This window comes from Photobacterium sp. AWH4_225 (assembly GCF_056158405.1).
In genome coordinates, this window is sequence record NZ_JBSWTF010000001.1 from 2,469,084 (window position 1) to 2,495,483 (window position 26,400).

Annotated in this window: 18 protein-coding genes; 2 read left to right on the forward strand and 16 right to left on the reverse strand. The window is 45.1% G+C overall.

Annotated elements, in window-relative coordinates; all coding sequences use genetic code 11:
* Positions 1-20 precede the first annotated feature (20 nt).
* The gene (locus tag ACXAD4_RS11600; RefSeq protein WP_475241492.1) at positions 21-353 is read left to right on the forward strand and encodes a hypothetical protein; all 333 of its coding nucleotides are present in this window, start codon (positions 21-23) and stop codon (positions 351-353) included.
* A gap of 279 nt (positions 354-632) precedes the next feature.
* On the opposite strand, the gene ald is transcribed toward ACXAD4_RS11600, so the two are convergent.
* The 14 genes from ald to ACXAD4_RS11670 all read right to left on the reverse strand — a co-directional run bounded on the left by ald (position 633) and on the right by ACXAD4_RS11670 (position 22,195).
* Positions 633-1,748, reverse strand: a complete 1,116-nt coding sequence (ald, locus tag ACXAD4_RS11605) for an alanine dehydrogenase (RefSeq protein WP_475241494.1) — start codon at positions 1,746-1,748, stop codon at positions 633-635.
* A gap of 476 nt (positions 1,749-2,224) precedes the next feature.
* Positions 2,225-2,491: a hypothetical protein gene (locus ACXAD4_RS11610; protein WP_475241496.1), complete on the reverse strand. Its 267-nt coding sequence runs from the start codon at positions 2,489-2,491 to the stop codon at positions 2,225-2,227.
* Positions 2,492-2,576: 85 nt separating this feature from the next.
* Positions 2,577-3,224 carry an HAD family hydrolase gene (locus tag ACXAD4_RS11615; protein WP_475241497.1) on the reverse strand — a complete coding sequence of 216 codons (648 nt, stop codon included), beginning with the start codon at positions 3,222-3,224 and terminating at the stop codon, positions 2,577-2,579.
* A 66-nt stretch (positions 3,225-3,290) separates the two neighbouring features.
* The gene (locus ACXAD4_RS11620; RefSeq protein WP_475241499.1) at positions 3,291-6,248 is read right to left on the reverse strand and encodes a sensor domain-containing protein; all 2,958 of its coding nucleotides are present in this window, start codon (positions 6,246-6,248) and stop codon (positions 3,291-3,293) included.
* Between the two features lie 321 nt (positions 6,249-6,569).
* The gene (locus ACXAD4_RS11625; protein WP_475241501.1) at positions 6,570-9,533 is read right to left on the reverse strand and encodes a prealbumin-like fold domain-containing protein; all 2,964 of its coding nucleotides are present in this window, start codon (positions 9,531-9,533) and stop codon (positions 6,570-6,572) included.
* A 556-nt stretch (positions 9,534-10,089) separates the two neighbouring features.
* Positions 10,090-10,893, reverse strand: coding sequence for a MetQ/NlpA family ABC transporter substrate-binding protein (locus ACXAD4_RS11630; protein WP_475241502.1), 804 nt, complete (start codon positions 10,891-10,893; stop codon positions 10,090-10,092).
* Positions 10,894-11,067: 174 nt separating this feature from the next.
* Positions 11,068-12,879 carry an ABC transporter ATP-binding protein/permease gene (locus ACXAD4_RS11635; RefSeq protein WP_475241504.1) on the reverse strand — a complete coding sequence of 604 codons (1,812 nt, stop codon included), beginning with the start codon at positions 12,877-12,879 and terminating at the stop codon, positions 11,068-11,070.
* Positions 12,880-13,025: 146 nt separating this feature from the next.
* Positions 13,026-13,994: an aldo/keto reductase gene (locus ACXAD4_RS11640; protein WP_475241505.1), complete on the reverse strand. Its 969-nt coding sequence runs from the start codon at positions 13,992-13,994 to the stop codon at positions 13,026-13,028.
* An 8-nt stretch (positions 13,995-14,002) separates the two neighbouring features.
* Entirely contained in the window at positions 14,003-15,199 is a 1,197-nt protein-coding gene (gene malE / locus ACXAD4_RS11645; RefSeq protein ID WP_475241507.1) for a maltose/maltodextrin ABC transporter substrate-binding protein MalE, read from the reverse strand.
* A 173-nt stretch (positions 15,200-15,372) separates the two neighbouring features.
* Positions 15,373-16,608: an alpha-amylase family glycosyl hydrolase gene (locus ACXAD4_RS11650; protein ID WP_475241509.1), complete on the reverse strand. Its 1,236-nt coding sequence runs from the start codon at positions 16,606-16,608 to the stop codon at positions 15,373-15,375.
* 17 nt (positions 16,609-16,625) lie between these two features.
* The gene (locus ACXAD4_RS11655; protein ID WP_475241510.1) at positions 16,626-17,648 is read right to left on the reverse strand and encodes a LacI family DNA-binding transcriptional regulator; all 1,023 of its coding nucleotides are present in this window, start codon (positions 17,646-17,648) and stop codon (positions 16,626-16,628) included.
* Between the two features lie 300 nt (positions 17,649-17,948).
* Positions 17,949-18,626, reverse strand: coding sequence for an SDR family oxidoreductase (locus ACXAD4_RS11660; protein WP_475241512.1), 678 nt, complete (start codon positions 18,624-18,626; stop codon positions 17,949-17,951).
* Between the two features lie 102 nt (positions 18,627-18,728).
* Positions 18,729-20,345: a sulfatase-like hydrolase/transferase gene (locus tag ACXAD4_RS11665; RefSeq protein ID WP_475241514.1), complete on the reverse strand. Its 1,617-nt coding sequence runs from the start codon at positions 20,343-20,345 to the stop codon at positions 18,729-18,731.
* Between the two features lie 74 nt (positions 20,346-20,419).
* Positions 20,420-22,195 carry a solute:sodium symporter family transporter gene (locus tag ACXAD4_RS11670; RefSeq protein ID WP_475241516.1) on the reverse strand — a complete coding sequence of 592 codons (1,776 nt, stop codon included), beginning with the start codon at positions 22,193-22,195 and terminating at the stop codon, positions 20,420-20,422.
* 210 nt (positions 22,196-22,405) lie between these two features.
* On the opposite strand from ACXAD4_RS11670, the gene ACXAD4_RS11675 reads away from it, so the two are divergent.
* The gene (locus ACXAD4_RS11675) at positions 22,406-23,263 is read left to right on the forward strand and encodes a helix-turn-helix transcriptional regulator (RefSeq protein ID WP_475241517.1); all 858 of its coding nucleotides are present in this window, start codon (positions 22,406-22,408) and stop codon (positions 23,261-23,263) included.
* A 19-nt stretch (positions 23,264-23,282) separates the two neighbouring features.
* Here the strand turns inward: ACXAD4_RS11675 and ACXAD4_RS11680 are convergent, their stop codons facing one another.
* Positions 23,283-24,032 (reverse strand): helix-turn-helix domain-containing protein, encoded by a 750-nt coding sequence (locus tag ACXAD4_RS11680; protein ID WP_475241518.1) that lies wholly within the window; start codon positions 24,030-24,032, stop codon positions 23,283-23,285.
* A 146-nt stretch (positions 24,033-24,178) separates the two neighbouring features.
* Positions 24,179-26,347, reverse strand: coding sequence for a glycoside hydrolase family 3 N-terminal domain-containing protein (locus ACXAD4_RS11685; protein WP_475241520.1), 2,169 nt, complete (start codon positions 26,345-26,347; stop codon positions 24,179-24,181).
* Positions 26,348-26,400 lie beyond the last annotated feature (53 nt).

Below are 26,400 nucleotides of genomic sequence, written 5' to 3' on the forward strand. Positions count from 1 at the left end.
TTAAGCTGCTGTTTTTTTATTTGGCTATTGGCTATTGGCTATTGGCTATTGGCTATTGGCTATTGGCTATTGGCTATTGGCTATTGGCTATTGGCTATTGGCTATTGGCTATTGGCTATTGGCTATTGGCTATTGGCTATTGGCTATTGGCTATTGGCTATTGGCTATTGGCTATTGGCTATTGGCTATTGGCTATTGGCTATTGGCTATTGGCTATTGGCTATTGGCTATTGGCTATTGGCTATTGGCTATTGGCTATTGGCTATTGGCTATTGGCTATTGGCTATTGGCTATTGGCTATTGGCTATTGGCTATTTAGCTTGTTCTCTAATTATACGAACATCAATGGCTAAATTGTCATATATTTTAATTTAACTATCTGTATTTAGTTATTTTTAATTCTTACATTCGTGTCTAAATTAGCAATCAGTAAACACCCCTGAAGATTAATTGCCATCTATAAATAGTGAACAAACTCATTTAATATTTGCTCCTAATCATCAGTAAGCAGTTAAACTCAAAGACAAATATAACGCTTGATCTCCCGTGGAGATTATCGGCCAACGCCTCTCAGTATACGCAGGCAAAAAAAATCCCTGCCTGAGCAGGGATTTGATGTTCGCGAGTGTAGCTTACGCTAGCGCTTTTTCTGGTGCTAGGTATGGAAGATCCAATGCTTCCGACACTTCTTCGCAAGTGATCTGGCCACGGTAAACATTCAAACCGTTCAGCAGGTGCTTGTCTTCTTGCAATGCTGCTTTGTAGCCTTTGTCTGCCAACTTCAGGATGTAAGGCAGTGTAACGTTGTTCAGTGCGAATGTAGAAGTACGAGCAACCGCACCCGGCATATTAGCCACACAGTAGTGAACAACATCGTCAACAATGTAAGTAGGATCGCTGTGAGTGGTTGCATGTGAAGTTTCAACACAGCCGCCTTGGTCGATAGCGACGTCGACAATCGCAGCACCAGGCTTCATCTTCTTGATCATTTCAGCAGTCACTAGCTTAGGTGCAGCAGCACCGGCAACCAGTACACCACCAACAACAAGGTCAGCTTCCAGTACATGTTTCTCAATCGCATCTTTGGTTGAGTACACACACTGTACTGAGCCACCAAACTGGGCATCAAGCTGACGCAATACATCGATATTGCGGTCTAGCACGACAACATCAGCACGTAGGCCTACTGCCATTTGCGCAGCATTTGCACCTACAACACCACCACCGATGATAACAACTTTCGCTGGCTCTACACCTGGTACGCCTGCTAGTAGCATGCCGCGGCCACCGTGGGATTTCTCTAGTGCCTGTGCACCGGCCTGAATTGACATGCGGCCTGCGACTTCTGACATAGGAGCCAATAGTGGTAGGCGACCTTTATCATCTGTAACGGTTTCGTAAGCAATACACACAGCCTTGCTGTTGATTAGGTCGTGAGTCTGCTCTGGGTCTGGCGCAAGGTGAAGGTAAGTAAATAGGATTTGGCCTTCACGAAGCATTGCACGTTCTACGGCTTGTGGCTCCTTAACCTTTACAATCATCTCTGACTCTGCAAATACCGCTTCAGCTGTTGGCAGAATCTGGGCACCTGCATCAATGTAGTCCTGATCGCTAAAGCCGATACCAGAACCTGCATTGGTCTCAACGTATACCTTATGTCCATGAGCAACCGCCTCGCTAACTGAAGCCGGTACCATACCCACACGGTATTCGTGAACTTTGATTTCCTTAGGTACACCAATAATCATCTTTTGTTTCCTTGCTGCCTCGTTAAAAGATATACACACAATAAAGAAAAAACCTTGGAATGTGTGACCGTTTTTTAACTTAAAGACAACAAAACAAACTAGTATTTTATTCCAAATCAGCACAAGAAACTGTTTTTGAGCTTGGTCACACAAGAAAAACCCAATATATCACAACAAACCAGACCAGTTATCTATCTTTTCTCGATCATCCAGTTATTTAAACCACACAAAAGCCATGAAAGCAGTTTAATACGCTATACTAGCACGAGAAAAATCTCGCGTTTTTTGTTGTTTTCAAGTGCTTATTTTAAAAAAAGTGACACCAGAGCATCCCTGCGCAAGATTTTTCTCTATTTTGGTATCCAGTGCAGATTTTTCTCTAAATGGTTTTCGAACAAGCATGAGAAACAAACCAGAAACATACAGACAACAAAAAAGCCGCTAAAAAGCGGCTTTTGTGTGAGCTAACCCAAAAGTTAGTCTTCAAACTCCCAAGGCATATCTGGCAGGGCGTTTAAATTTTCACTATATCGTTTCAAATCGAAGCTGCCGCCATTCTTTGCAACATCAAACACTTCAATTGACAGAGCACATGCGATCATTTGTACCGCCTCTTCACGAGGTGTACCTGTCATCATCAAACGCATCAAAGTTTCTTTCACCTTGATAGGGTTACCTTCTTCTAACTGGTTCTCTACGGTTTGAACTAGCATATCGCCAGTCATGATATCGTCGTCTTGCATAGCAATGCCTTCAATTGAGCCAATATGTTGGCCGGGGTTCTAAGTCTTTCAATCCTCGGTTATATCATAGGTAATATAACAAGGGTTAGGCGACAAGCCATTTAGCCTGCTGCGCTTGTGCTTCCACTAAAGTGTCGTAGCGATAAGGTGTCATCTCCGCGCCAAACGGATGCAGATCATTGACAACCACCAATCTCAGCCCAGCGGTATAAGCAGATTGTGCACCGGTCTGGCTATCTTCAATAGCGACAGCTTGGAATTCAGGTACCCCAAGGGTGCGACAAGCAAGTTGGTAGATTTCCGGTGCGGGCTTATTATTTTCAACATCTTCACCGCAGAACACATGATCAAAATAATGCAGCCAACCAAGATGCTCCAAGATCCCCTCGACATACACCCTTGGAGAGCCAGTCACCACTGCTAATGGTAGAGAGCCATGGAGAGATGTAATCAAATCAAAAGCCCCCTGTTTAGCAGGGATCCCTCTTTCAACAATAGCTTGATAGGTCAATCGCTCCATATCAGACACTACGGTCGATGTATTATGAGGGAGAGAAGCAATAGAAGAGAAGTGGTTAGCGACTTTCTCCCAAGGTACACCTGCGAAATCAGCTAAAAAATCATATGCTGAGATCTCGATATTCAATCCCGACAGATATTGGCTCCAATTCTGAGCATGAAAAATTTCAGAATCGACCAAAGTACCATCAAAATCAAAACAAACTGCCTGCATGGGCCTACTCCACGAACAACAAGACCGCCATCTTACTCAGTTAAACCCAACAAAGCCAAGTCAAGTTTACTTACCCATCTGTTTAGCCAACACTTTACCTAACAACTGGCCTTCAAGGATTGAAATACAGCTAGAAAATGGAACAGCAGGACTGTAAAAGAACCCCTGAACAAAGTGGCAGTTCATCTCTCGCAGAATATTCAGCTGCTTACGAGTCTCAACACCTTCGGCAACGACTTGGATCCCCAGCTTATGGCTCAAATCAATAATCAAGGACACCAAGGTTCGATTTTCCTGCTTGTCGATCCCTTCAATAAAGCTGCGATCGATTTTGATGATATTGGGTCTAAGCTCAACAATCGAACTTAATGAAGAATAACCAGTACCGAAATCATCCAGAGCAATTTCAATCCCCTTCTGTTTAAACGACGATAACAGCGATTGGATATCACTACTTTCGCTGGATGCCGTCGATTCGGTGATCTCGACAACAATTGCGTTCAGTGGCAAACCATAAGATTCGATAGTATCCCAGATAGGAGGAAGCCCATTGCTGCTGATGAACTCTTTCACCGACCGGTTCAGACTGATCGTCACATCTGAGAAACCAGATTGGTGTAGTTGCTTTAGATCACGGCACACTTGATGGAGGACAAAATCTCCCAGCGGTCTAATCAAACCGTAACGCTCTGCGACAGGAATAAACTCTGCGGGTGAAATGTTCCCTTCTAGATCATCAACCCATCGAATCAAGGCTTCAAATCGGCTGATTTGCCCCGATTTTGCATCAACAACAGGTTGGTAATATACGGTCAGCAACTCATCGGAGATCGCCTTTTTCAAGCGATCACGCATTTTAAGCTTTTCTATATAGTCTGATTGAAGAGCGCTGTCATATTGGCAAATACCATTCCGTCCCTGGCCTTTCATGTTGTACATCGCATAGTCGGCGTTTTTTAACAGTTCAGTATGGGTTTCGCCGCTCTCTGGGTAAGTCGAAATACCAATGCTAACGGTAGTATTCACCTCGATATCATCAAGAACAAAGGCTTCAGCAACGCTATCTACAACTTGCTGCCCCCATACTCTTGCCGCTCCGGAGGTGGTTTCAGGCAAAAGGACACAGAATTCATCACCACCGTAACGGCAGATATCGTCTGCAGCAGGAAAAACACGCTTAAGGCAGTTTGCAATATGAACCAACACCTTGTCACCGAAATCATGGCCGTAAAGATCGTTCAGTGACTTGAAATCATCCATATCAATGAACAATAGTGAGAATGTTTGAGCACGCTTGTCATCAATCGATGCTATGTGTTTTTTGACACGCTGAACGAAGCTACGACGGTTCACCAAGCCAGTAAGCGGATCTTTATAAGCAAAGAAGGTCAGTTGCTCTTCCGCTTTTTTCCAATGGCTGATATCACGAAATACAGCCACGTAGTTAATGATCTCTTCGTTATCATCGCGGATCACATTGATAGATATTTCTTCAGGATAAATCTCACCATTCTTGCGCCGGTTCCATACTTCACCTTTCCAGTGCCCATAACGGTTCAAGTTATGCCACAGTGACTGATAGTACTTTGCATCATGGATCCCTGAAGACAAGATATTCGGTGACAGGCCGAGTAATTCTTTTTCCCGGTAGCCCGTTGTCTCTTCGAATGCACGGTTAACCGATATGATTTTGTTGTATCTATCGGTGATCAAAATACATTCGGAGGTATTGTCAAACACCACCTGGGCGCGGTCCAATTGCCGCTTAGCTTCAACGGTATGGGTAATATCCCGCTGGATACCCGCCACTTTGGTTGGTTTCCCATTCTCATCGCGAGCGACAATACTGCCTTTGACAGTCAACCAGCACTCATTGCCATCTACCGCAACCCGGCTACAGGGTTTTAACCGAAACTCAAACTGAAAAACGGAGGCATGTTGTTGCTGAATAAAGCGGTCAAAATAATCAACGCCTTCATCGCGGTCTTCCTCAACGATGCAAGACAACCAAGCCTCCAGATCGTCTACTTCTTTTGGCTTTTCACGGCCTAGCAGGTGCCAAAACTTAGCAGATGTCGCTAGCTCCCTGCGTTCAAGATCAAATTCCCAAATCCCCTCATCCACAGAGTTGAAGGTGGTTGTCAGCTGTCGGGAGGCTTTATTCAATTTAGCCGATATTTGGTACACATCCGTCACATCATGAACAGTACCACGCATCTCTATCGCCTTGCCTTGACTGTCACGCAGCACCTCGGCACGCTTACGCAGATACTTGATGCTGCCATCCCAAAGCTGCACTCGGTGAACCAAGTTGTAATTGACGGCATCACTTTCAATAGAACGTTGAAGTGTATCGAGCACCCACTCGCGATCTTCCGGATGAATCAAAGCTGATAGTAAAGACAGAGTAGGTAATACCGATTCATCTTTGATGTCATAGATACGGTAGACTTCTTTGCTCCATTCAAAATACTCTTCTTGGAGATTCCAGATCCAACTCCCTACTTTTGCGACTCTTTGTCCTTCTTCCAGCTGCCATTGCAACTGCGACTGACGCATTAATAAGGCTTCATAACCAACTTCTTGACCAAGATACGCACTAAATGTCTCGCAAAACTCGCACAAGGCGTCAACGGAATCAAAACGACGTTTAAAAGTACAGGAAAGAACACCAACCAACTGTTGGTTTCTCGCAAACAGAGGAATACCAACATAAGTCTCGGCAGACTCAACATGCTGGTGTGTGTAGAGAGGGTAAGTTTGTTCGAGTGCATTCGGGATAATCACCCGCTGACACAATTCTACGACTTCATTTTCAGGAGCATCTTTTAGCGGGAAATAGCTCTTCTCCCCATTTTCCCCCTGAAAACAACTAGAAAGGATATGTACGCCTTCATTATCATCATAAATTGAACCAATGATAACCTTATCTACGGCAAAAGCTTCATACAAACTTAGACCAACAGTATCAAAGAGCGCCTGTCCGCAAAGTTGATTAAACGTATTTATTTTTTTGTAATCCATCAGCTATTCAATTATTACCAAAAGCAACCCTACTGCTTGCTTGGTAATAACACTATCACCTCACCCGCTGCGGACTTTACCGCATGCGAATGGCAGATAAAAGCAATGGCGAGCATTCATAAAAGCGATATAGCAAAATATTGATTAACATCACTCTAATGAAATCCAATCGTTTACATAACATGCAAAATGAGTTGCACATTCTATTTGGGCATAATCTAAAACAACATAAAATAGCCTTGGGTATGCGGCTATTTCACAAATTAAAAGGCCGAAGGGAAAGCCCACTTCGACCTTTTAGTTAGCACCCAAGGTTATACGTTATCGACACATAAACCCTGCAATATAGGTATCTAAATCACGAATTAGATTACTGGCTTGCCAGTTGCTCCACGTTCGTGGCTGATGACCATAGTCACTGTAGCCAGAGCTTTCGAGCATAGATTGCGTCTCATACATTGCCGTTTGTGCTTGCTGGCAGGTGTTCAACCCATACTGCTCATGCAGTTTTGCATTGAACAACCTTGAGGCCAAATGATCAGCACTTGCGTATGACGAAGGCTTATCCAATACCTCTTTTGCTTCTTCACAGGTATCGACATGATACCCACCAAGCATATAGGTGTTTGCCTGCAGATCGTCATTGCTTAGATAATTACCGTAGATAGGCTTATCGTAACAAGCTACTGGCTCTGTTTTCTTCACCTGCCTGTTGTCTACCTGGAAGAACAAGGTCTGCCCTGGTTTCACAATGAAGTTAACACACAGCGTTAAATCATCGTATATAGACTGAATGTTGCCATAGTCCGGGTTGAACAACTCACTGACTTGAAGATAGTAATTAATCGGTGAGTCGTTATTGCTATTCTCCAGCCTCAATCGCTCATCAAATTGATTATCCCCGTTGATATCAACCATCCAGAATGACTGCCAACCATAAGGCATGTCTACTTCACACAAGGTATATTTTTCGTATGGAGTAAGCTTGATGCCATCAAAGTCGAACAAGTGCGGTGGGGTCAACGCAAAGGTATTAACTCCAGGCCCGGTTAACGTAAACTTCCATTCATCGTTGGTTGCATAGCCATTCGTCAGTTTCTTCACTAGCACCATGCCGTTTTCACGATTGGTGTAAGTACATTCGACCACTTCACCGGGATCCAATACGATATCTGCCTGTCTGGTCATTGTATTGGTTTGGGTATTGGCCATTTTAGACTCAGTACAAACCAAATCAACAAGCTCAAACTCTGGCGCAGGATCGTTCTCTGTTACTCGATAATTGCCAGGCACCACACCTTCAAACACCTTACTCTGACCATGGTCGAGCATGAACTCGTAATCACCCTCTATGTTTTGCGTGAAGCTAAACCCAGTACCATATTTTGGCTTGGTCAATTTATGGATGATAATTTTACCGAGTTTCTTATTGGTAAATGAGCACTGTTTAACCGTACCTTCATCCTCAGGCAGATTGACGGTAAACTCACACCCAGAACTTGCTGTTTGTACCCACCCTTCGCGTAAAGTCTCAGTAACGGTATAGTCACCCTCAACTAATTCAAATGGACCATTTTGATCCTCAAACAGCTCAAATGCACCAGGCTGCGAATCACTGGTGACCAATACAATCCCATCATCTCCTGTATTCGGCCCTGTTAATGTCATTGTCCAGCCATTCTCCTCACCGTATGGCATTGTAATCTTATCAACAGCCGCATACACCGGTGCAGGTGGTTCAGGTGCAACAAGTACAAATTCCAAATCACCAGAACAGTTAGCTAACGTTGGTTGCTCTGGGAAGGTTAGGTCAACCATTTTGACTGTATCCCCAACAAAGTTGCCACAACTGGTCACTTCACCGGTGTAGTTATCTGGGGCGATATCGTCAATGGTTTGAGTAATGTCATTAACGGTATCAGTGAAGTTATACGTTAATGTCTCAATAAGTACATTGGATGAGTTTTTAACCTCCACTGTACACGCCAAATCATCAGTTAAAGTAGGAACGGCAAGACGAACATCTAAGTCTACCAAAGCTGAACTGGTCACAATAATTTGCACTGGCGATTGTGCGGTACCACTCATCGACATAGAGCCATCAGATGCCGTCAACAAAGCCCAATCCGCGAGCGAACCTGTTGTTGATGTTACGGGATCCGCCTCGATCGTTTTATTGAACTCGGCAAAGCCTACATCACACCCCAACGAATTTGAGCAATCTGTTTCTTGCGTTACTGATGTCCAAACTAAATCTGAGTCGCTTGGTGATAGCAGCGTGTTAAGCATATAGTTGTCTGAAAATGAACCATCAGCACTACCATTAGTCAGGCTTGTCACTTTATAACGCAATCCAGTTCCAGTAATTTTCTCGGTATCACTGATAATAGCCGTCGTAAATTCACTTGGACCCGGCTGTATACCCACGCCATCGGTATCCAAATCAAATGAGACTTGAGGTTGCTCTGAAAAAACAATTCCTGTTGCAGTATCAGTAAATGTCGCGACAGCCGTATCGCTTAATTGAGTTACAGCGGCAGGCGCACTATACGTATGAGTCAAAATCAATGCTTCGACACCAGGCGACACAACTACATCAGGTGATGTCTCTTCATCAAGAGATATAACGCCTTGCCCATTACTATCACCATCGGGGTCACCAAAAATGGTATCGGTAATTGAAACACTTATTTCTCGTGAGGAAGGGTTAAAAGCAAAGATATTGGTCACAACTAAAACACTATCACCAGAAACAGGGAAAACCTGCCAATCAACACGGATAGCAACATTAGCAGTGTTATCAACTGTCTCATCACAAGTATTGCCTAAATTGACTGTTGCAGGTGTGGCTTGTTTCGTAACATTCCATACAACACCATTTCCCCCAGCTGTTGCATTCATATCTTTCCTGATTGATGTAGCAACAATATCCTTAACTGGTATTGGAACCGTCCGCTTACCAATTTGAAAGTCTTCTGACTCAAACATATACGATTGCAATGATGAGCCAGGAAACTCACTAGCTCCGATCGCAAGTCGATTAGCCCAATCAATAACACACGTTGTTCCAGCTCCCTGGGTAATTGTCAATTGACGATAAATCACATCCTCTATCCCACCGGTAACTGTACCGCTGTCATCTATTAGTTGCTCACCAACTGTTAGCGCACAAGAGTTATCTGAGAACAGGTTTAAAGTATCTGGGGATTTAATTAGCTGAACATCAAATATTTGGTCATATCCCAAAGTACCATTAGAGTCTGCATTATCTGCAGCAATAATCACATCGTAAGTAACCGTCCCTCCATTATTGTTATTACGGGTAATTAGACGATGGGGAACAAGGTCGAGTTCATTCCAGCCTTTACCTAAATTACCTGTTGTATATGGGGTATCATTACCCCCTAAGCTATTTGGATCTTGACAAGTGAAATTTAAATCCGTATTAGGAAGAGTATTACTGCCATCAATTAGTGTGGGGTTACCGTCGTTACGGCACCCTTATAACGTAAATTGAACAGTGTTTGGAGCCTGTTCGAATGCCTGAACAGGCAATGTCGAAATACCCAATGAGAAAGCGATTCCCCATAGAGCGTGCCGCTTTATTCGCTCAAAAGCATGAAGTTTCATACACCTAACCCTCTGTTATTATCTTTATTCCAGTTATCACTAACGGAGCGACACCGCTCCCTTCGAAACTGTTACTTAAAAAATTAGTCAGATGATTTTGAATGAACTTGTTAATTGCGCGACATTTCGCTTTATGAGTCGAGTTATTAAGGGTGAGAATGGAATATCCCGACAGTTTTATCGGGATTTCATTAATAAAAGTACAAAAGAATTAACTCGCAGGCTCAATAGTCCCTTTGAAGGTGTCCTGCATGAAGTCCTTAATCGGCTGTGACTGGAAGATGCCTACGATTTTTTGGTAGGTAGTGTTCGCTTTATCTTCCTCACGGGCAGCGATGACCATTACCGCTAAAGGCGCGTCTTTGGCTTCGAGGAATAAACCCTGCTCTTTAGGATTTAGGCCCGCTGACATCACGTAGTTCATAGTAATGGCTGCGGCATCAACATCATCCAAGCTTCTTGGTAGTTGAGCGGCCTCAACCTCAATGAACTTCAGCCCTTTCGGGTTTTCAGCAATGTCATGCAATGTCGCGGTGAAGCCAACATCTGGTTTCAACGTAATTAGCCCAGCATCTTCTAGCAGTAGCAAACCACGCCCGCCATTGGTTGGGTCGTTAGGAATGGCAACCTGTGCATTGGCTGGCAAATCGTTAAGCGAGCTGTATTTATTGGAGTAAATGCCCATCCGCATCAGAATCGACTCGCCAATCGAAACCAAGTCACTGTTATGGCCTTTATTGAAGTTCTGCAAAAACGGCAGGTGCTGGTAGCTGTTCAGCTGAATACTGCCATCAGCTAGCGCGGCATTGGGCGTGATGTAATCAGAAAACTCCACCACCTCGATATCCAAGCCTTGTTTCTTCGCCTCAACAGCAACTGCTTCAACCACCTGTGCATGCGGCCCTGACGTCGCGCCAATTTTAATCACTGACGATTCCTGCTGGCCGCAAGCCGTTAGGCCGACTAAGGCAACAGCCGCAATTATCCATCGATTCAGCTTGGTATATTTCTTCATGGCTCTTCCTTGAATAAGCATTTCTACTTCTTTACTTAGATGCGTGAGTTCAGACAAGTTACTTTAGACGTCTGAACGTCCATAATATAGCGCCTTGTTAATAGATCAAACACTTAATTAGCACCAATATAGATCTATATGGTATTTATTATTCCACTTGGCGATAAGCCAATCCTAACCTTTCATATGCTTGAACTGCAGCTCGACTAGGCGCTGGTATAGCTCGCTACTTTGCATCAATGAAGTGTGATCGCCGATATCCACCAGCTGACCCTGATCGAACACAGCAATTTGATCGGCATGCTGGATCGTTGAAAGGCGGTGGGCAATAATCAAGGTTGTTCTTCCTCGCATCAACTCCTCAAGAGCAAGCTGTACATGGTATTCGCTTTCACTGTCCAGTGCGCTGGTTGCCTCATCGAGCAACAAGATCTTCGGATCTTTCAAGATCGCCCTGGCAATGGCAATTCTCTGGCGTTGACCGCCAGACAGCCTAACCCCGCGTTCGCCTAGGAAGCTGTTGTAGCCATCCGGCAAGTTTTGAATAAACTCATGGGCGTGGGCTTTCTTGGCTGCCTCAATCACCTGTTCATCCGTTGCTTCTGGATTACCGTAACGAATATTGTGGAATACATCATGGCTGAACAAAGCCGGTTGCTGAGGTACCAGCGCCATTTGCTGACGTAATTCACCGGGCTCAAACTGACGGATATCGACCCCGCCCAATGTAACCTTGCCTGATTGCGGATCGTAAAATCGCTGCAACAGCTCGAACAAAGTCGTCTTGCCGGCACCTGAAGGCCCGACTAACGCGAGTACCTTGCCTTCTTCGGCTATCAATTGTAACTGCTTGATTGCAGCTTGATCCGGCCTAGATGGGTAGCAGAACGTCACATCATCAAACTTCACCTCAGCCGACAGTGATTGGGTAGAGGCTGAGTTTTGGCTGGGCGCAACAATGTGGCTGTCGACATGAAGCAGTTCAACCAGCCTTTCTGTTGCACCCGCTGCGCGCTGTAATTCGCCCATTACTTCAGAAATAGTCGCCAACGAAGAAGCGACCATAATGGCATAAAAGACGAACGCCCCGAGATCACCCGCTGACATCACCCCATTGATAACATCGCTACCACCGACCCACAGCATCCCAGCGATGGCACTGAACACAATCACAATCACGCCAGAAATCAAAATCGCCCGCTGCTTAACCCTTTGGCGGCCGATCTCAAAAGCTTTCTCGACCTCATCAGCAAATGAAGCCCTTTCCTGCTGTTCATGGCTATAGCTCTGTACCGTCTTGATATGCTCAATAGCTTCCCCGGCATAGCTGCCAACATCAGCCATTGAATCTTGGCTTTTACGCGACAATGCTCTAACTCGCCTGCCGTAAATCAAGATCGGAACCAACACAAAAGGCACCGATGCCAATACAATCAGCGTCAGTTTTATATTGGTCGCGAACAGCATGATAATCGCGCCTAAACACATCAAGGCACTGCGCATTGCCATGGAAAACGACGAGCCGATTATGCTCTGCAATAAGGTAGTGTCAGTGGTGAGGCGCGACATGATCTCGCCGCTACCATTGGTCTCGAAGTAACTCGGATGCAAAGTAATGACGTGATTAAACACTGCCAGCCGAATATCGGCACTGACTCGCTCCCCGACCGAAGAAACTAAATAAAAGCGGAAGAAGGTCCCAATAGAGATAAGCACGGTGACGACAAGGATAAACTGAATGGCATTGGCAAGTTCAGTAGTCGATTGCTGGGAAAAGCCCTCATCAATCAAAATACGTACCCCGTGCCCTACAGACAAGGTGAGCGAGGCGGTAAAGACCAATGCCACCAGCGCGGCCAATACCTTGCCACGATATGGCTGTACAAACTTCACCAACTCCAACAAGATACTGAGGCTCTTGCGTTTGGCTTTCGTCTGGCTCTCCTGGTTCAACACCGGGTTATCGATGGGGGTCTGAGTTTCCATATTGACCTTAAATGCTTGATGCCGTGTTTCAAGCATATCACTAAGATATTGTGGTGAAAGCAATAATCTAATGCCGATAATAAAAGGCCGATAATAAAAAGGCCCACAGGTAACCTGCAGGCCTTGTTTTTATCCGTTAGTTTCTTTTACTCAACGCCCCACTTACGGACAATGTCTTCAGCCTTCAGTAATACCTCATTGTCCAAGACCTTGTTGAGGCATAGTGCGTTTTCCCTCACCTGCTCAATCGTATGCGCACCTGCAATCACCGGCCCTACCTCAGGCTGACGAGTTAGCCACTGGATAGCAATATGCGACAGTGGGACTTGGGCTGTCTGGGCTAGCAATTTAAGCTCTTCAACACAGTTGAAATATGTATCGAACGCTTCCCCATTGAGTTTCGGGTTGTTATGGCGATCATCATTCTGATCCCAGTTGTTTGTTCGCATCAACTTACCCGTTAGCAGCCCCTGCATCAAAGGTGAATACGGCAAATATTTGATGTCATTGTCAGCACAAAACGGGATAACTTCATCACGCGCCCGGTAATCTAGCGGAATACCGTGGTAACTCTTAGGGTTTTGCTCAATTAGGTTATACAGCCCTTGGAAAGTCGCGACTTCCACGCCCTCCATCATTTCACGGGTCATATCCAAAGAGTAGTTAGATACCCCTACATGCCGGATCTTGCCTTGTTGTTTAAGCTCGGCAAGCGCTTGGGCTGTTTCTGAAATCGGCGTATCGGGATCAGGCCAATGCACTTGGTAGAGATCAATATGGTCTGTCTTCAAACGAGCCAATGATTCATCCACCTCGCGGAAGATACTGCTGGCACTCAAGTCATTCTTCACATTGTTGTTGCTATCCCAAACCAGGCCGCACTTGGTCGCAATCACTACTTTGGAGCGTTCCACTCCCTCAAGCGCTCTACCCAGCACCTTTTCAGCATGCCCTAGCCCATACACTGGCGCAACATCGAAGAAGTGGATGCCATAATCCACCGCCGCACGAATCGCATCAATCGAGTCGCTATCACTGGTATTGTTCCAGGTGCCGCCGATTGCCCAGCAGCCAAAACCCAGCGATGATGTGTTGATATCTTTAATGGTTTTCATGGTTGTTCCTAGTTTTCTGTTTTTTCCGCGTTGGCCAGCACACGGGTTTCAAGACGTTGTAATGATTTTTCAATGGATTCTCGATCTTCAACAATATTGGCAATGGCATCGGTCATTCCGTGCCAGTATCCCAACAACTGCGGAATGTTTGGCATGACATCGCCGTTGCTCGCATTGATGAGAGAAGCCTCAATTCTTGGATCATTCGCTAACTCCTCAGAAAAAGCAGTGAGCGCTGGCACACCAATCGGTACCTGGCTATTCATGTATTCAAGTGAATCTTTGGAAAGGAGGTAGTTTTCAATAAACTCCGCAGCGATATCCGCATTCGGGGTTGAGGTATTGATCCCGGCCATCAAAATGCCGACGAAAGGCCGTGAAGGCTTCCCTTCAAACTTAGGTAATTCCGCAATACCATAATTAACGCCGAGCTTATCGATATTGGCCCATGACCATGGACCATTGATGGTATAAGCGACCTCGCCATTAATGAATGCGGCCTCGGCGCGCGAGTAATCCATATCACCGGAGATAATATCTTTATCGACAATATCTTTAAGGAATTGCATTGTCCGAATCGCTTCAGGGCTATTCACACCCGTGTTATTCGGGTTGAACCCTTCTGGGGTAAGCTCAAAGGTATAAGCCCCCGCACTTGAGAACAAAGGATGCGTGAAATATGGGTTTCTCAGATCCCAAGCAATCGCTTTTTTCCCTTGCTTACGCAGTTCTTCATCGACTTTATACAGGTCTTCCCAATTTTTCAGTGGCTCCTTGATAACATCTTTGTTGTAAATCAGTGAGAGTGACTCTGCAGCTATAGGGTAACCATAAATCTTGCTCTTATAGCTCATTGCTTCCCATGTATAAGGCGCAAATTTCTCTTTAAAGCTCGCTGACGGTTTGATTTCTTTGACGAATCCAGCCTCGGCATAACCTCCGAACCTATCATGGGCAAAAATCATAATGTCAGGCCCTTTACCCACCGAAGCGACTTGGGTAAACCTTTCTTCAAGTTGGACAGGAAATTCAACATTAACCTTAATGCCCATTTCTTCTTCGAATTTTTCAACCGCATAAGTCATGCCTTTTTGGCCTTTATCCAAAGGCATCCATACGGTTAATTCCGAATCAGAAAACGCAGCAGCATTAAAAGAAGCGATTGCACATGATACAGCTAGACTCAAGATGGTTTTATTTTTCATATTCATATCCCTATAGCTTGTATTGTTAGATTTATTTGGGGTGTAGAAATCCCCCAAACAATCAAACGATTTGTTCGTTATTGCATATTAAAAATCAAGCACCCTCTACCACCACAGTTATATATGGTGATTAAGATATTTAATAAGTTTTATTTAGAATGGACGTGAAATTATCATTTCACTATGATGATATATTCAAATGGTGATAACTTTCCTTGTTTATTAATATTGTTAATTTGATATTCTTGAGTTTGTTCAGATAAATTAATGATTACCTCAACACAATTCGCTTCTTTTTCCCGGCTAAAAGCAACAACACTTGGATTACCTGTTTCCAGCATCAAAGGCATTGCACCATATGGTCCGTTCCACAATGCTTGGTTTTCACGTTTAAGAGTCAATAATTCAGAATAGAAGCTCTCTAGCTCAAACGTTTTCCAGTCAATGTTATCTTTTTCAAAGAAGGCCAGTCGTTTATCCAAGTAAGCTTCTTGCCCACTATAAATAAGTGGCATGCCATACAGTGTTGCGGCTAATACTGAAAATGCCTTGAATGCGTCACCGAAAAACTCTTCATCACTGGCTTCCCATGTATTCTTATCATGATTGGTGGTAAAGACCATTCGATAGGCATCTGTCGGATATTCAGTAAATAACGCATCAAGGTACTTAGCAATATCTTGTGCGGTCTTTTCCTTTTTAACGATTGCACCCATCAGTTCATAAAAGCCCCAGTCATAGGTCATATCAAAGGCTTTATTGTGCAACTCCGGCGACGACCATTCGGCTAGCATAAACAAGTGCTTAATTTGGTGTAGCTGTTCTGTGGCAAACTCCCAAAAAGCGGTTGGCACCAGGCCGGCGACATCGCAACGGAAGCCATCGATATCAAACTCATTGACCCAGTAAGCCATGGCGTCCGTCATGCCTTGCCATAGTTCCTTGTTTTGGTAGTCAAGGCCGATAACATCAGTCCAGTATTCCGTTTTCCTTGGGTCAACATAGGTGTAAGGGAATAATTCCCCCTTTTCATTACGCTGATACCAGTCAGGGTGCTGCTCAACCCATACATTGTCCCAAGCGGTATGGTTGGCAACCCAGTCAAGGATGACATACATCCCCATATCATGGGCGGTGTTTACTAGCTCTTTGAGATCCGACTCTGTGCCTAACGATTCATCGATGGCTAAATAGTCCCTCGATGCATACTGGCTACCTAATGTGCCTTTTCTGTTTTTTTCGCCAACCGGATGAATTGGCATCAACCAAAGAATATCAACACCCATCGATTTTAATCGAGGAAGGTGTTCCATAAATGCATTAATGGATCCGTCCTCGGTATATTGGCGCAGGTTCACTTCATAGATATTTTTGTCTTTAGTCCATTCGGGATGGTTAAATCCACTCATTCTTGTTCCCTATATCATTAATTACGTGGCGTGCCGGTAGACTCCCTAATAATAAGTTCCACTGGCATCAAGGTTTGAAGCTTTGTTGGTGACTCACCAGAAATAAGTTGAGTGATTGCCTTAGCAATAGGTTCACTCGAATTAGTTAAAGGTGCACATGTTACCGTCATAGGTGGCTCAAATTTTTCGGTTTCAAAATGAGCGACCCCATCATCGTGGGCAATAACAGAAAGGTCAGTACCAATTTTCAGCCCCACCTCTTTTGCGATGGTGTATATGCCATGGGCAACCTTGCTGCTGTAACAAATAATAGCGGTTGGTTTATCTTTTCCGTCAAGTAATTGCTTGGCCAGGTTTTCGCCGTCCCTCACTGAAGGGGCGCAATGTAATACCTGGCACTGATTAGTATTGAGGTTATTTTCAGTAACCGCTTGAATAAAACTGTCCGAGCGTTTTTTGGCGAACGCTTGTTTCTCATCGCCATTGATGAGCACAATTCTCTCATGGCCTAATTCGCACAAATATTCCACGGCTTTAGAAGATATCGAGCTGTTATCAATATCGTAATACGCATATTCGAGAGCACTGGTATCGTGGCCATGCACAACAAACGGAATATTTTTCTCGATAAGGAACTTGATACGCTCGTCATTCACCAGCGGTGCTTTTACGATAATGCCATCAACGGCACTTTTCGAAACGAAGTTTTTCAAACCCTCGACATTATCCCCCATCGTCGATGAGTTAATCAGCAGGTCATAGCCGTTGGCTTGAAGTGTGTGGCTAATATAAAACAGCTCCTGCAAGAAAGTCGGCGCACACACTAGCTCCTCGGGAGACTGAAGCATGATCCCCACCATTTTGGACTTACCCGTTGCAAGGCGTTGGGCCACGCTGTTGGGCTTGTAGCCTAGTTGTTCAGCAGCCTCAACCACACGCTGCCGGGTTTTGGCGTTGACTTCCGGATAACCATTGAGCGCTCTGCTCACTGTCGCCATCGACAGGCCAAGGTGTTTTGATATTGCTGCTAAAGTCGTCATATTCTTCTTTTTCAAATTATTTAAAGCGCTTTAAGTTTGCATTTATCCCCCATAAGCATCAACCATGTAATGCAACATGTGTGACATATATATCGAAACGTACAACGATTTAAAGCGCTTTAAATTTTTTAAAATTGATCAAATGATGGGACAACAAGGAAGGAGTGTTGGAATGAAGAGGCGAATGGAAAAGCGCACTGATAAGCGACTGAAGCCAGTAGGAATCAAGCTCAGAAGGCGATCTGAGCTTGAAGACTGATATTAGAATCTGGTCTTGAAAAAATAAGTTAGGCCTGGCTATCACTCAAGCTCAACCGGCGGCCTAAACACCATTTCATGCATGACGACGTCTTGAGGTAGTTCAAGCAACACAGCAATCGTGTCGGCAACACTTTTTGGGTGCATGTACTGCGGGCGGTCAACGTCTCTAAAATTGGTATCAGCACCGCCAGGGAATAAGGAGGTAACCTTGATACCATGTGGCTGCGCCTCTTTCATCAAAATAGCACTGAACCCCGCCAGACCCTGCTTCATGGCCGTGTACACGCTCATGGTTTCATTGGATCGCTTGGCAACCGTGCTGAGGACATTGATGATTTGGCCAGCCTTGGCAGGCTTCATCAGTTTCAGTGCTTCGCGACTTAACACAGCAGGAGCACGCAGGTTCACCGCATACTGGTAATCAAACTCTTCTACTGTGAATTCATCAATACCACATTTACGGGAGTTCATCCCGGCGTTGTTGACCAACACATCCAAACCACCTAACTGCTCGACAGCTTTGCCCACCAGCTCAAGAGCTTGCTGCGGATCACTCAGATCGGCTTGCACCACCTGACATCCAGTTAGCGCACTGAGTTCTTCCAATTTTGCCAAGTTACGACCAGTCGCAACGACACTGTGCCCTTTCTCGCACAGCGTCTTGGCCAACTCGTACCCTATACCACTGGTGGCGCCAGTTACTAGTACACGTTTCATTGTATTCCTACTTAACAATCCTTGATTATAACTAATTACCAGTCTGTCATAATTATGGTGATAAAAGAATACGAGAGCATTTAAGCGTAACCAGCCGAAACCCTAAACAGGCTTTAGCATTTGCATATCAGCACCGGTATCGTCAGGTAAGTATTCCATATTGTGCAACCGATATGACGCCCAGTAACCTCGCCAGCGAACATCCGAACTCAATACCTTCGCCATTTGTTCGACAAGCTCTGACCGCAAGGTCTCCCCTTGTTCTTCATAGAACTGATTAACCTGTATATCAGCGTCAACATCATACAATTCTTGATATCCGGTTGAGGCATTATAGCCGTAGAACCATTCCTTCCCAGATAGCTCGAGTCGGATAGCTGCCCCTAAGTTCATCCCAACATGCATGCCAGTCTGGAAGACTTGTACCAAAGGATCCCTTTCTTCACCTCTTGCCACTTTCGACAAATCACTTCCTTCCATATGACTTGGTTTTTCAATACCTGCAAATGCCAGCAGTGTCGGGCCAATATCCAATGCCGAACACACCGTTTCTACATTCTCAAGTACCGGTAAGTTTGCCTTTGGTGGTTTGATATAAAGTGGAATCGAAAATATATCAGGCTGAAAATAGACACCTTTGTCGGCCATTCCCAGCCGACCATTCATATCACCATGGTCTGCTGAGAAAACAACGACACAGTCATCCCACAAACCCTCAGACTTCAAATAATCAACTAGGCGACCGACCGCATAATCAATAACTTCGACCTGTAGCAGGTGCCCGGCTATATAGTCGATGACGGTCTCTTCATCGTACATCCCCCAGTACTTTCGGTATAAAGCATAAATTGGGTTATCCGGCAGAATGTCATTCTCCTGCAGTTCGGCATAACTCGCTGGCAAACGAACTGACCGTTTAATCTCAGCATAGCGAGACTCGAACCCACTAGGAATGGAGTAAGGCTGATGTGGGTCGAAGAAATCCAGCTGCGCGAAGAAAGGACTATCTGGCTCCTGCCTCTTCGCGGCTTTTATCTGACGGATGGTCAGATCAGCCAAAAACGTCGAATAATGGGCCTCTTTAGGGAAATCTGCACCATCGGCTTGCTCTATCCAACCACCAAAAGAATTGGCTGGCGTCTGTTTATCTGCCCTTAGTCCCCGTAACTCCCTACGGTAACGCGGAGGTTCCACGTTTAATGCATCGAGGTAATCCAGGTAACGATCATCATCGGCAACCGGTGGGCCCCACCGATCCCAAGCATGTAAGTTCTCTCCGAATGTACGAATGAATTTATCGACCCCGACATGGCATTTCCCAGCATGTTTGAGTACATACCCTTCAGATTTTAGGTAATCCTGGAAAATAACATCATCGACGCCCAAATCTACCTGTGAGCCACAAGGGGCGCGCTCGCCATTGGTCAAATAAGGAGGGTGCATCCCGGTAAACATCGCGGCCCTGGCAGGTCCACATAGAGGGCTCGTGGTATAGGTCCGGTTGAACCGTGTGCCCTCAGCCGCAATCAAGTCAATGTTTGGCGTATTAATCACTTTTGAAAGCGGTCTTGTATCAAAATAACAATCTGGCGATATCATATCGACAGTAATGAAAACGATATTGGGCTTTCTGCCCGTTGAATCGACACAATAACTTCCTTGGCGTAACTTCGGATTAAGGAATTTGTGATTGAGGCTAGTATCCTTAAATAACGACATCTTTTTCTCTCACATTACAGGCAATTGCATTAAAAGTTAGGCAAGGAAAACTCCTTGCCTTAATTACACTGAGGCTATACCTCTCTGGCCACGCCGACCGCGGTGGATTTCTTCGATGTGTGGTGGGTTAGGAAACGATGAAGAGCGAAGCACAGCACTGCCACCAGCGATAGCGCAGCAATGACTTTACCGGCACTTCCCTGCTCTCCAAGTATGCCAATTTCAGAAAATACGGTGTAAAGCAAAGCCAGCAAGCCAACGATTGCCCAACTAGCATGAGCAGCATATTTCCAGGGCTTGACCTCAACTTGATTGGTATACACTTGCTCATAAGGCTGGGACATAGGTTTGAGGTAACGCACGACCATCATAATGCCGACCATCCATAGGAAATTCAGCCCAACGAGATGTAGCCAATGAACTTGTACAAAGCCTAAATCACCTTTAAGTACAAAGTGGGCGGTATAGAAGGACATCATCCCAACAGGTAAAGCGATATAGGCCGCAAGTGCCGGGGTACGTTTAGAAACGATGCCGACCAAAATCACGGTTAATATCGGTACATTGATCACCGCCATGATCGTTCTCATCAAGGTATAAAGCCCATCAGCCTGCGCAATAAATGGCGCGATGCAAACGCAGATGGCAATAGTAACGGCACCAAAGACTTTTCCCATTCTCACGACTTTTAAATCATCTGCTTTAGGGTTGATGATCTGTTTGTATATATCCAAACTAACAAGCGTCGAAAGACTGTTTACACCACTATTGAAAGAGCTCATAACGGCACCGAACAACACTGCACCAAAGAACCCGGTCAACCATGACGGCATAACCTCACGAACTAAAGTTGGGTATGCCATATCCTTCGCCAGAATTGCTTCACCGGCTTCGGTAAAACCTCGGGTAGGTACGGTGATCATCCCTTTTTGGTGCATATGCCATGCAATGATCCCAGGTAAAACCAACATGGCTACCCCCACAACCTTCATTGCCGCTGCAGCCAGTACACCTTTTTGACCTTCAGCTAAGTTTTTTGCCCCCAATGAGCGCTGTACTATTGCCTGATTTGTACACCAATAGAACAAGTTAATTAACAGAATACCTGAGAATAAAGTATGCCAAGGAACGGCCGCACCCTCCCCCACACCAGCCGCAGCCATTCTTTCTGGGGCTTCCGTTATGAGGACATTGAACCCTTCGGCAACGCTACTATCGCCCAGCTGATAAAGCGCCAGAACAGGTACGAGAAATCCGCCGAAAAGCAAGCCAACCCCATTGACAGTATCGGATACAGCCACCGCCTTGAGACCGCCAAATACCGCATAGATACCGCCGACAATGCCAAGCCCGATAACCATGAACCAGGTAGCAGCCGTTTCACTAACACCGAGAATTTCTGCCACACCGAACAGTTTCCCTAAAGTGATGGCGCCTGCGTACAGCACGAAAGGCAAGAACCCAATAACGATGGCGTAAATGAAGATAAAAGATGCCACTGAGCGCATCCGCTTACCGTAGCGCGCTTCCAAAAACTGAGGAACAGTAGCAACCCCTCCTTTTAAAAACCTTGGTAAGAATACGACAGCCAGAATGATCATGGTTACGGCAGCCACGGTTTCCCATGCCATCACGCTGGCACCACTCGCAAATGCATTACCATTAAGCCCTGTTAGCTGTTCAGCTGATATGTTGGTTAAAAAGAGTGACCCTGCAACTACAAACCAAGGCAAACTCCGCCCCGCTAAAAAATAACCAGTTGATTGTTTGAGGTTTTCTTGTTTTGTTGCTTTGTATGATATCCAAGCAACCAACAAGGTAAATAATATGAACGAGCTCATTGCTATCATGTGAAAACTCTCCATGTAGGTAGCGTTTATTATTTTTATACGCTTTAAAAATTCTATCTTTATGTAAAATTCCGCTTTGTTAACATGCGCCCAATATTATTGACCGCCATCACAAATATTCTTTACTTCTAAATATCAACTAGGAATATAATTTAATTTCACACATTATTAGATGTAGTTATCGAACCAATCCATGTGAAAAACGAAACTATGAAGAATCAACCTTTGGTTATTACGAAAAATGTGAGCTTTCGCAGCGTTGGCATTCGATCTTTTTGGGATGTGAATGGAGATGAGAACTACATAAATGTATGGCCACGCGACAGGCGGCTGCCTATATCTGATGACACTCTAGTTATAGTTTATACTGAAAAAGGCAATGGGATCATAGAGTTAAAAAGCGGAAAAAGAATACAGATCCGTGGTAACTGCTTAATATTCCTCGATCCTAAAACCATTAATTGCTACTGGTGTGATGGGCTTATTTGGAAGCTATATTGGATAGAGATTTTTATCGAGCGCACGACTTCAATGGATATCCCTAAACAAAAAGTGATCCAGATCGATAATCATAGGCATTTCGAAATTCAATTCGAAGAACTCAAAGATTCACTTAAAAAGCAAAAAGATACATTCAAGCACTATGCGGCCGCCTTATTTAACAAGATATTTTACGAATGGCTTCTGACTATTCACAGCGAGCAACGATCTAAATCATACAATAGCGTAATGCTAGTAATAGAAGAAATGCACCATCGACTTTCCGAAAACTGGCAAGTTAAATCTATGGCTGCTTTTATAGGCTGTAGTGAACAGCATTTAAGAAAACTCTTTCTAAATCATACAAGAAGATCACCCAAAGAGTATTACCTTCAACTTAAACTCGATATCGCATTGGGTGTACTGAAAAGAGGCAACAAATCTGTATCGCAAATTGCTTATGAACTTGGCTTTTCCGACGCTTTTCATTTCAGCAATGTATTCAAAAAGCGCTTTGGTTACCCGCCTTCAACTGTTGAACCTATCATGCACACCTCGCAGCAGTTAATTGCCATCGAACATGATTAATTGCTATGAGGGTTACTTGTTATAAAAATCTTTTTCTTATGGCTTGCAGGTGATTTACCGCATCGCTTTCTTCAGTATTAATTGAAGGTGTCCAACATTCAGCAATCGCAAGAACCCCTCGAACCCGATCATGATATGAAAGTGCAACCGCACTTCGTCTGACACCATTCTCGTTAAACATCAAATCAACGTGACAACCGCTTTCCTTTGCCAGCGCTATTTGGCTTAATTCTTCTTCACGGCTGATTATATTGCGGACACCTTTTGCGCCGTAACGCCAGGGGGTTTCATTTTCGGCGACTACCGTTGGTGAAAAGGTTTTCCCCACGATATATACAGCATCAACCTCCCCTAACCAGTTACGTACATAGCCTTCTTTAGCCCACACCCTGCGCTCCTGTATAGGACTAACGCTTTGCTGCAACACCATGCCATTCTTCGAAAACTCATACCACTCTACCGTATAGCCGCACTTCTTACTCAAAGAGGTCATTTCAACCTTCAAGGTATTTTCGAAGCTGACAATATCTTCTTCGTGAATGGCGGTTAACTGCCGTAACGGTTCATAGGTTTTATCTTTATTTCGATAAAGAACTTCCATCTGCAACAAAGTCTCGAGAATCCTCGAAAGCGTCGCTTTGGGAACACCAGATATTTGAAACAGCTGATCCAACGTCAACGGTTTCTTCGCCGTGTTTAGGCACTGAAGTACCCAAAATCCCCGAGCACAAGCAGGTGCGGAATAATTATCAGATTCATTAAATTTCATATTTGGAATATATCAAAAATTCAATTTTAAATATACTTTTTAGATGTGACCTATTCGATGTATTTATCAACAACAATTGATTGATTTAGATAAAGTTATCAATTGCCATATAGGTGGCTATGGCAATTGATAGATGGCATAAAGTATTACTTCACAATTAAATCAAAATAACCACGATTCTGTGTCTCCGAACTCCCCCCCACGAACACATCAATACGAGAAGAGGATAAGATTAAGTCGCCCTCATTGGAAAAATAGCCCAGTTTCTCAGCAGGCAAGTGGAATCTCACTTCTCCTGATTGCCCGGGTTCGAGCTCAATACGCCTGAAATCTTTCAGCTCTCTGGCTGGGCGTGTTGTCCGAGCAATATTCTGGCGAATATAGCACTGAACAATTTCTGTTGCTTTAACCGCCCCGGTGTTCGTCACAGTCACGGAAACCGTTTGATTGTCTTGTTCTGTCATCACGGGGCTTAGCACGCTAACATCAGAATAAGCAAAACGGGTGTATGTCAAACCAAAGCCGAATGGATAGAGGGGCGTGTCGCACTGATCTTTGTAGGGCATATATTCCTGGAACGCACGCATCTTCCCAATAGGTTTTCGAGCATAATAGATAGGTACTTGCCCAGTTGAACGGGGAACTGACATTGGCAACTTACCGCTTGGCGCAGTGTCACCAAATAAAATACGTGCTACCGCCTTACCCGTTTCTGTCCCTGACTGCCATGCATACAAGAGTGCATCAGCATATTGCTCTGTCGCAGGCGAAGGCAAAGGCCGTCCGGTACATTGAACCACAATCAGCGGCTTACCTGTTTGTCCAATCGCAGTGATTAGCTCTTCCTGACCAGCAGGCAGGGCCAGCTCTGCGACATTTCGTGCCTCTCCCGTGCGGCGGTGGCTTTCACCGACACAAAGAACCACAATGTCGGCACGATGCGCCTGCTCAACCATTTCATCGCTAAATACCGCGGATTCCGTGATCACCTCGATTTCCGGTGCAGCAGTCACAACCCCCTCAAAGATAGAAGTCACATCTTCGGCTTTACCGTCTAGACACCAAGAGCCTAAATGCTGTCTCTTTGAATGTGCATGTGGCCCAAGTACCGCGAGCTTCACCCCTTTCTTGGGCAATGGCAGAACCTGCTCACGGTTTTTAAGCATCACAACACATTGCTCGGCCAGTTCCAGCGCTTTATCGACATGCTCCTCAGCGCGCAGTGTTGTTTTGTGCCACTGTTCATCAACATAAGGTCTTTCAAACAGGCCCGCCCTGAATTTAGCCGTAAGAACCCGGCTGACGGCATCATCAAGCCTGGCCTCATCAATACGACCAGCATCGAGCAACCGGGCCAAATTTTCATCATAGACTTCAAACGTCATGGCCATATCGACACCAGCATTGAGCCCTTGGGCTGCTGCATCAGCAAGATCTTCAGCCACTCCAAAGTAATCCAAATCAGAGATAGAGCCCCAATCACTTACCACCATGCCATCAAATTGCTGATCCGTTTTCAGCCAACCCTGTAGCAGTTTCTGGCTTCCCGTTACCGGTGTACCACCAAGATCATTGAACCCTGACATCAAGGTGGCAACGCCACTTTCGAGCGCAGCTTTGAACGGCAGCAAATACACATTGTGAAGTGTATTATCGGTGATTTCAGTCGTATCGTAATCACGCCCACCCTCCGCAGCACCGTATCCCACGAAATGCTTTGCGCAAGCCAGCAATGAATCTGGCTCTGAAGCCTCTTTGCCCTGAAAACCGCGCACGACAGCTCCTGCAAACTGAGCACTCAAATACGGATCTTCACCACTGCTCTCTATCACCCTTCCCCAGCGAGGGTCTCGGACAATGTCCAGCATCGGTGCAAAGGTCCAGTGTATGCCAAGTGATGCCGCTTCTGTCGCTACACAACGGTATGCTTCTTCCACCAACCCAGGGTTCCATGATGCAGCCTGTGCCAAAGGTATTGGCAAAACGGTTTGCTGGCCGTAGATAACATCTCGTGCGATGATCAAAGGGATCCCCAGTCGACTTTCTTCAACCGCAGCTCGCTGTATCTCATTAAGCTGAACAGGGTCCACCACTTCAGCTGGGGCATTACCTGCCCAAGCGGTATCAGCCAAAATTCTCGAACCGAAGCGACCTTGCCTTACCGCATCCAAATGTTCTTCACGGCGCTGTTCATAATTGCGCATCGGTGTTTGACAGAGTTGGCCGACCTTTTCAGAAACCGTCATACGATTGAGCAAATCTTCAACACGAGCCGCAATCGGCAAATCAGGTTTTTTATAGTCCAGTGTCATCATAATTATCCTTGTAGCATCATGGCGCAATATGGTGGACTCATTGCGCCATTAAG

Excerpts from the sequence above, each read along its gene's own strand:
- ald (WP_475241494.1), bottom strand. The coding sequence starts at position 1,748 with ATGATTATTGGTGTACCTAAGGAAATCAAAGTTCACGAATACCGTGTG.
- ACXAD4_RS11610 (WP_475241496.1), bottom strand. The coding sequence starts at position 2,491 with ATGCAAGACGACGATATCATGACTGGCGATATGCTAGTTCAAACCGTA.
- ACXAD4_RS11615 (WP_475241497.1), bottom strand. The coding sequence starts at position 3,224 with ATGCAGGCAGTTTGTTTTGATTTTGATGGTACTTTGGTCGATTCTGAA.
- ACXAD4_RS11620 (WP_475241499.1), bottom strand. The coding sequence starts at position 6,248 with ATGGATTACAAAAAAATAAATACGTTTAATCAACTTTGCGGACAGGCG.
- ACXAD4_RS11630 (WP_475241502.1), bottom strand. The coding sequence starts at position 10,893 with ATGAAGAAATATACCAAGCTGAATCGATGGATAATTGCGGCTGTTGCC.
- ACXAD4_RS11635 (WP_475241504.1), bottom strand. The coding sequence starts at position 12,879 with ATGGAAACTCAGACCCCCATCGATAACCCGGTGTTGAACCAGGAGAGC.
- ACXAD4_RS11640 (WP_475241505.1), bottom strand. The coding sequence starts at position 13,994 with ATGAAAACCATTAAAGATATCAACACATCATCGCTGGGTTTTGGCTGC.
- malE (WP_475241507.1), bottom strand. The coding sequence starts at position 15,199 with ATGAAAAATAAAACCATCTTGAGTCTAGCTGTATCATGTGCAATCGCT.
- ACXAD4_RS11650 (WP_475241509.1), bottom strand. The coding sequence starts at position 16,608 with ATGAGTGGATTTAACCATCCCGAATGGACTAAAGACAAAAATATCTAT.
- ACXAD4_RS11655 (WP_475241510.1), bottom strand. The coding sequence starts at position 17,648 with ATGACGACTTTAGCAGCAATATCAAAACACCTTGGCCTGTCGATGGCG.
- ACXAD4_RS11660 (WP_475241512.1), bottom strand. The coding sequence starts at position 18,626 with ATGAAACGTGTACTAGTAACTGGCGCCACCAGTGGTATAGGGTACGAG.
- ACXAD4_RS11665 (WP_475241514.1), bottom strand. The coding sequence starts at position 20,345 with ATGTCGTTATTTAAGGATACTAGCCTCAATCACAAATTCCTTAATCCG.
- ACXAD4_RS11670 (WP_475241516.1), bottom strand. The coding sequence starts at position 22,195 with ATGATAGCAATGAGCTCGTTCATATTATTTACCTTGTTGGTTGCTTGG.
- ACXAD4_RS11675 (WP_475241517.1), top strand. The coding sequence starts at position 22,406 with ATGAAGAATCAACCTTTGGTTATTACGAAAAATGTGAGCTTTCGCAGC.
- ACXAD4_RS11680 (WP_475241518.1), bottom strand. The coding sequence starts at position 24,032 with ATGAAATTTAATGAATCTGATAATTATTCCGCACCTGCTTGTGCTCGG.
- ACXAD4_RS11685 (WP_475241520.1), bottom strand. The coding sequence starts at position 26,347 with ATGATGACACTGGACTATAAAAAACCTGATTTGCCGATTGCGGCTCGT.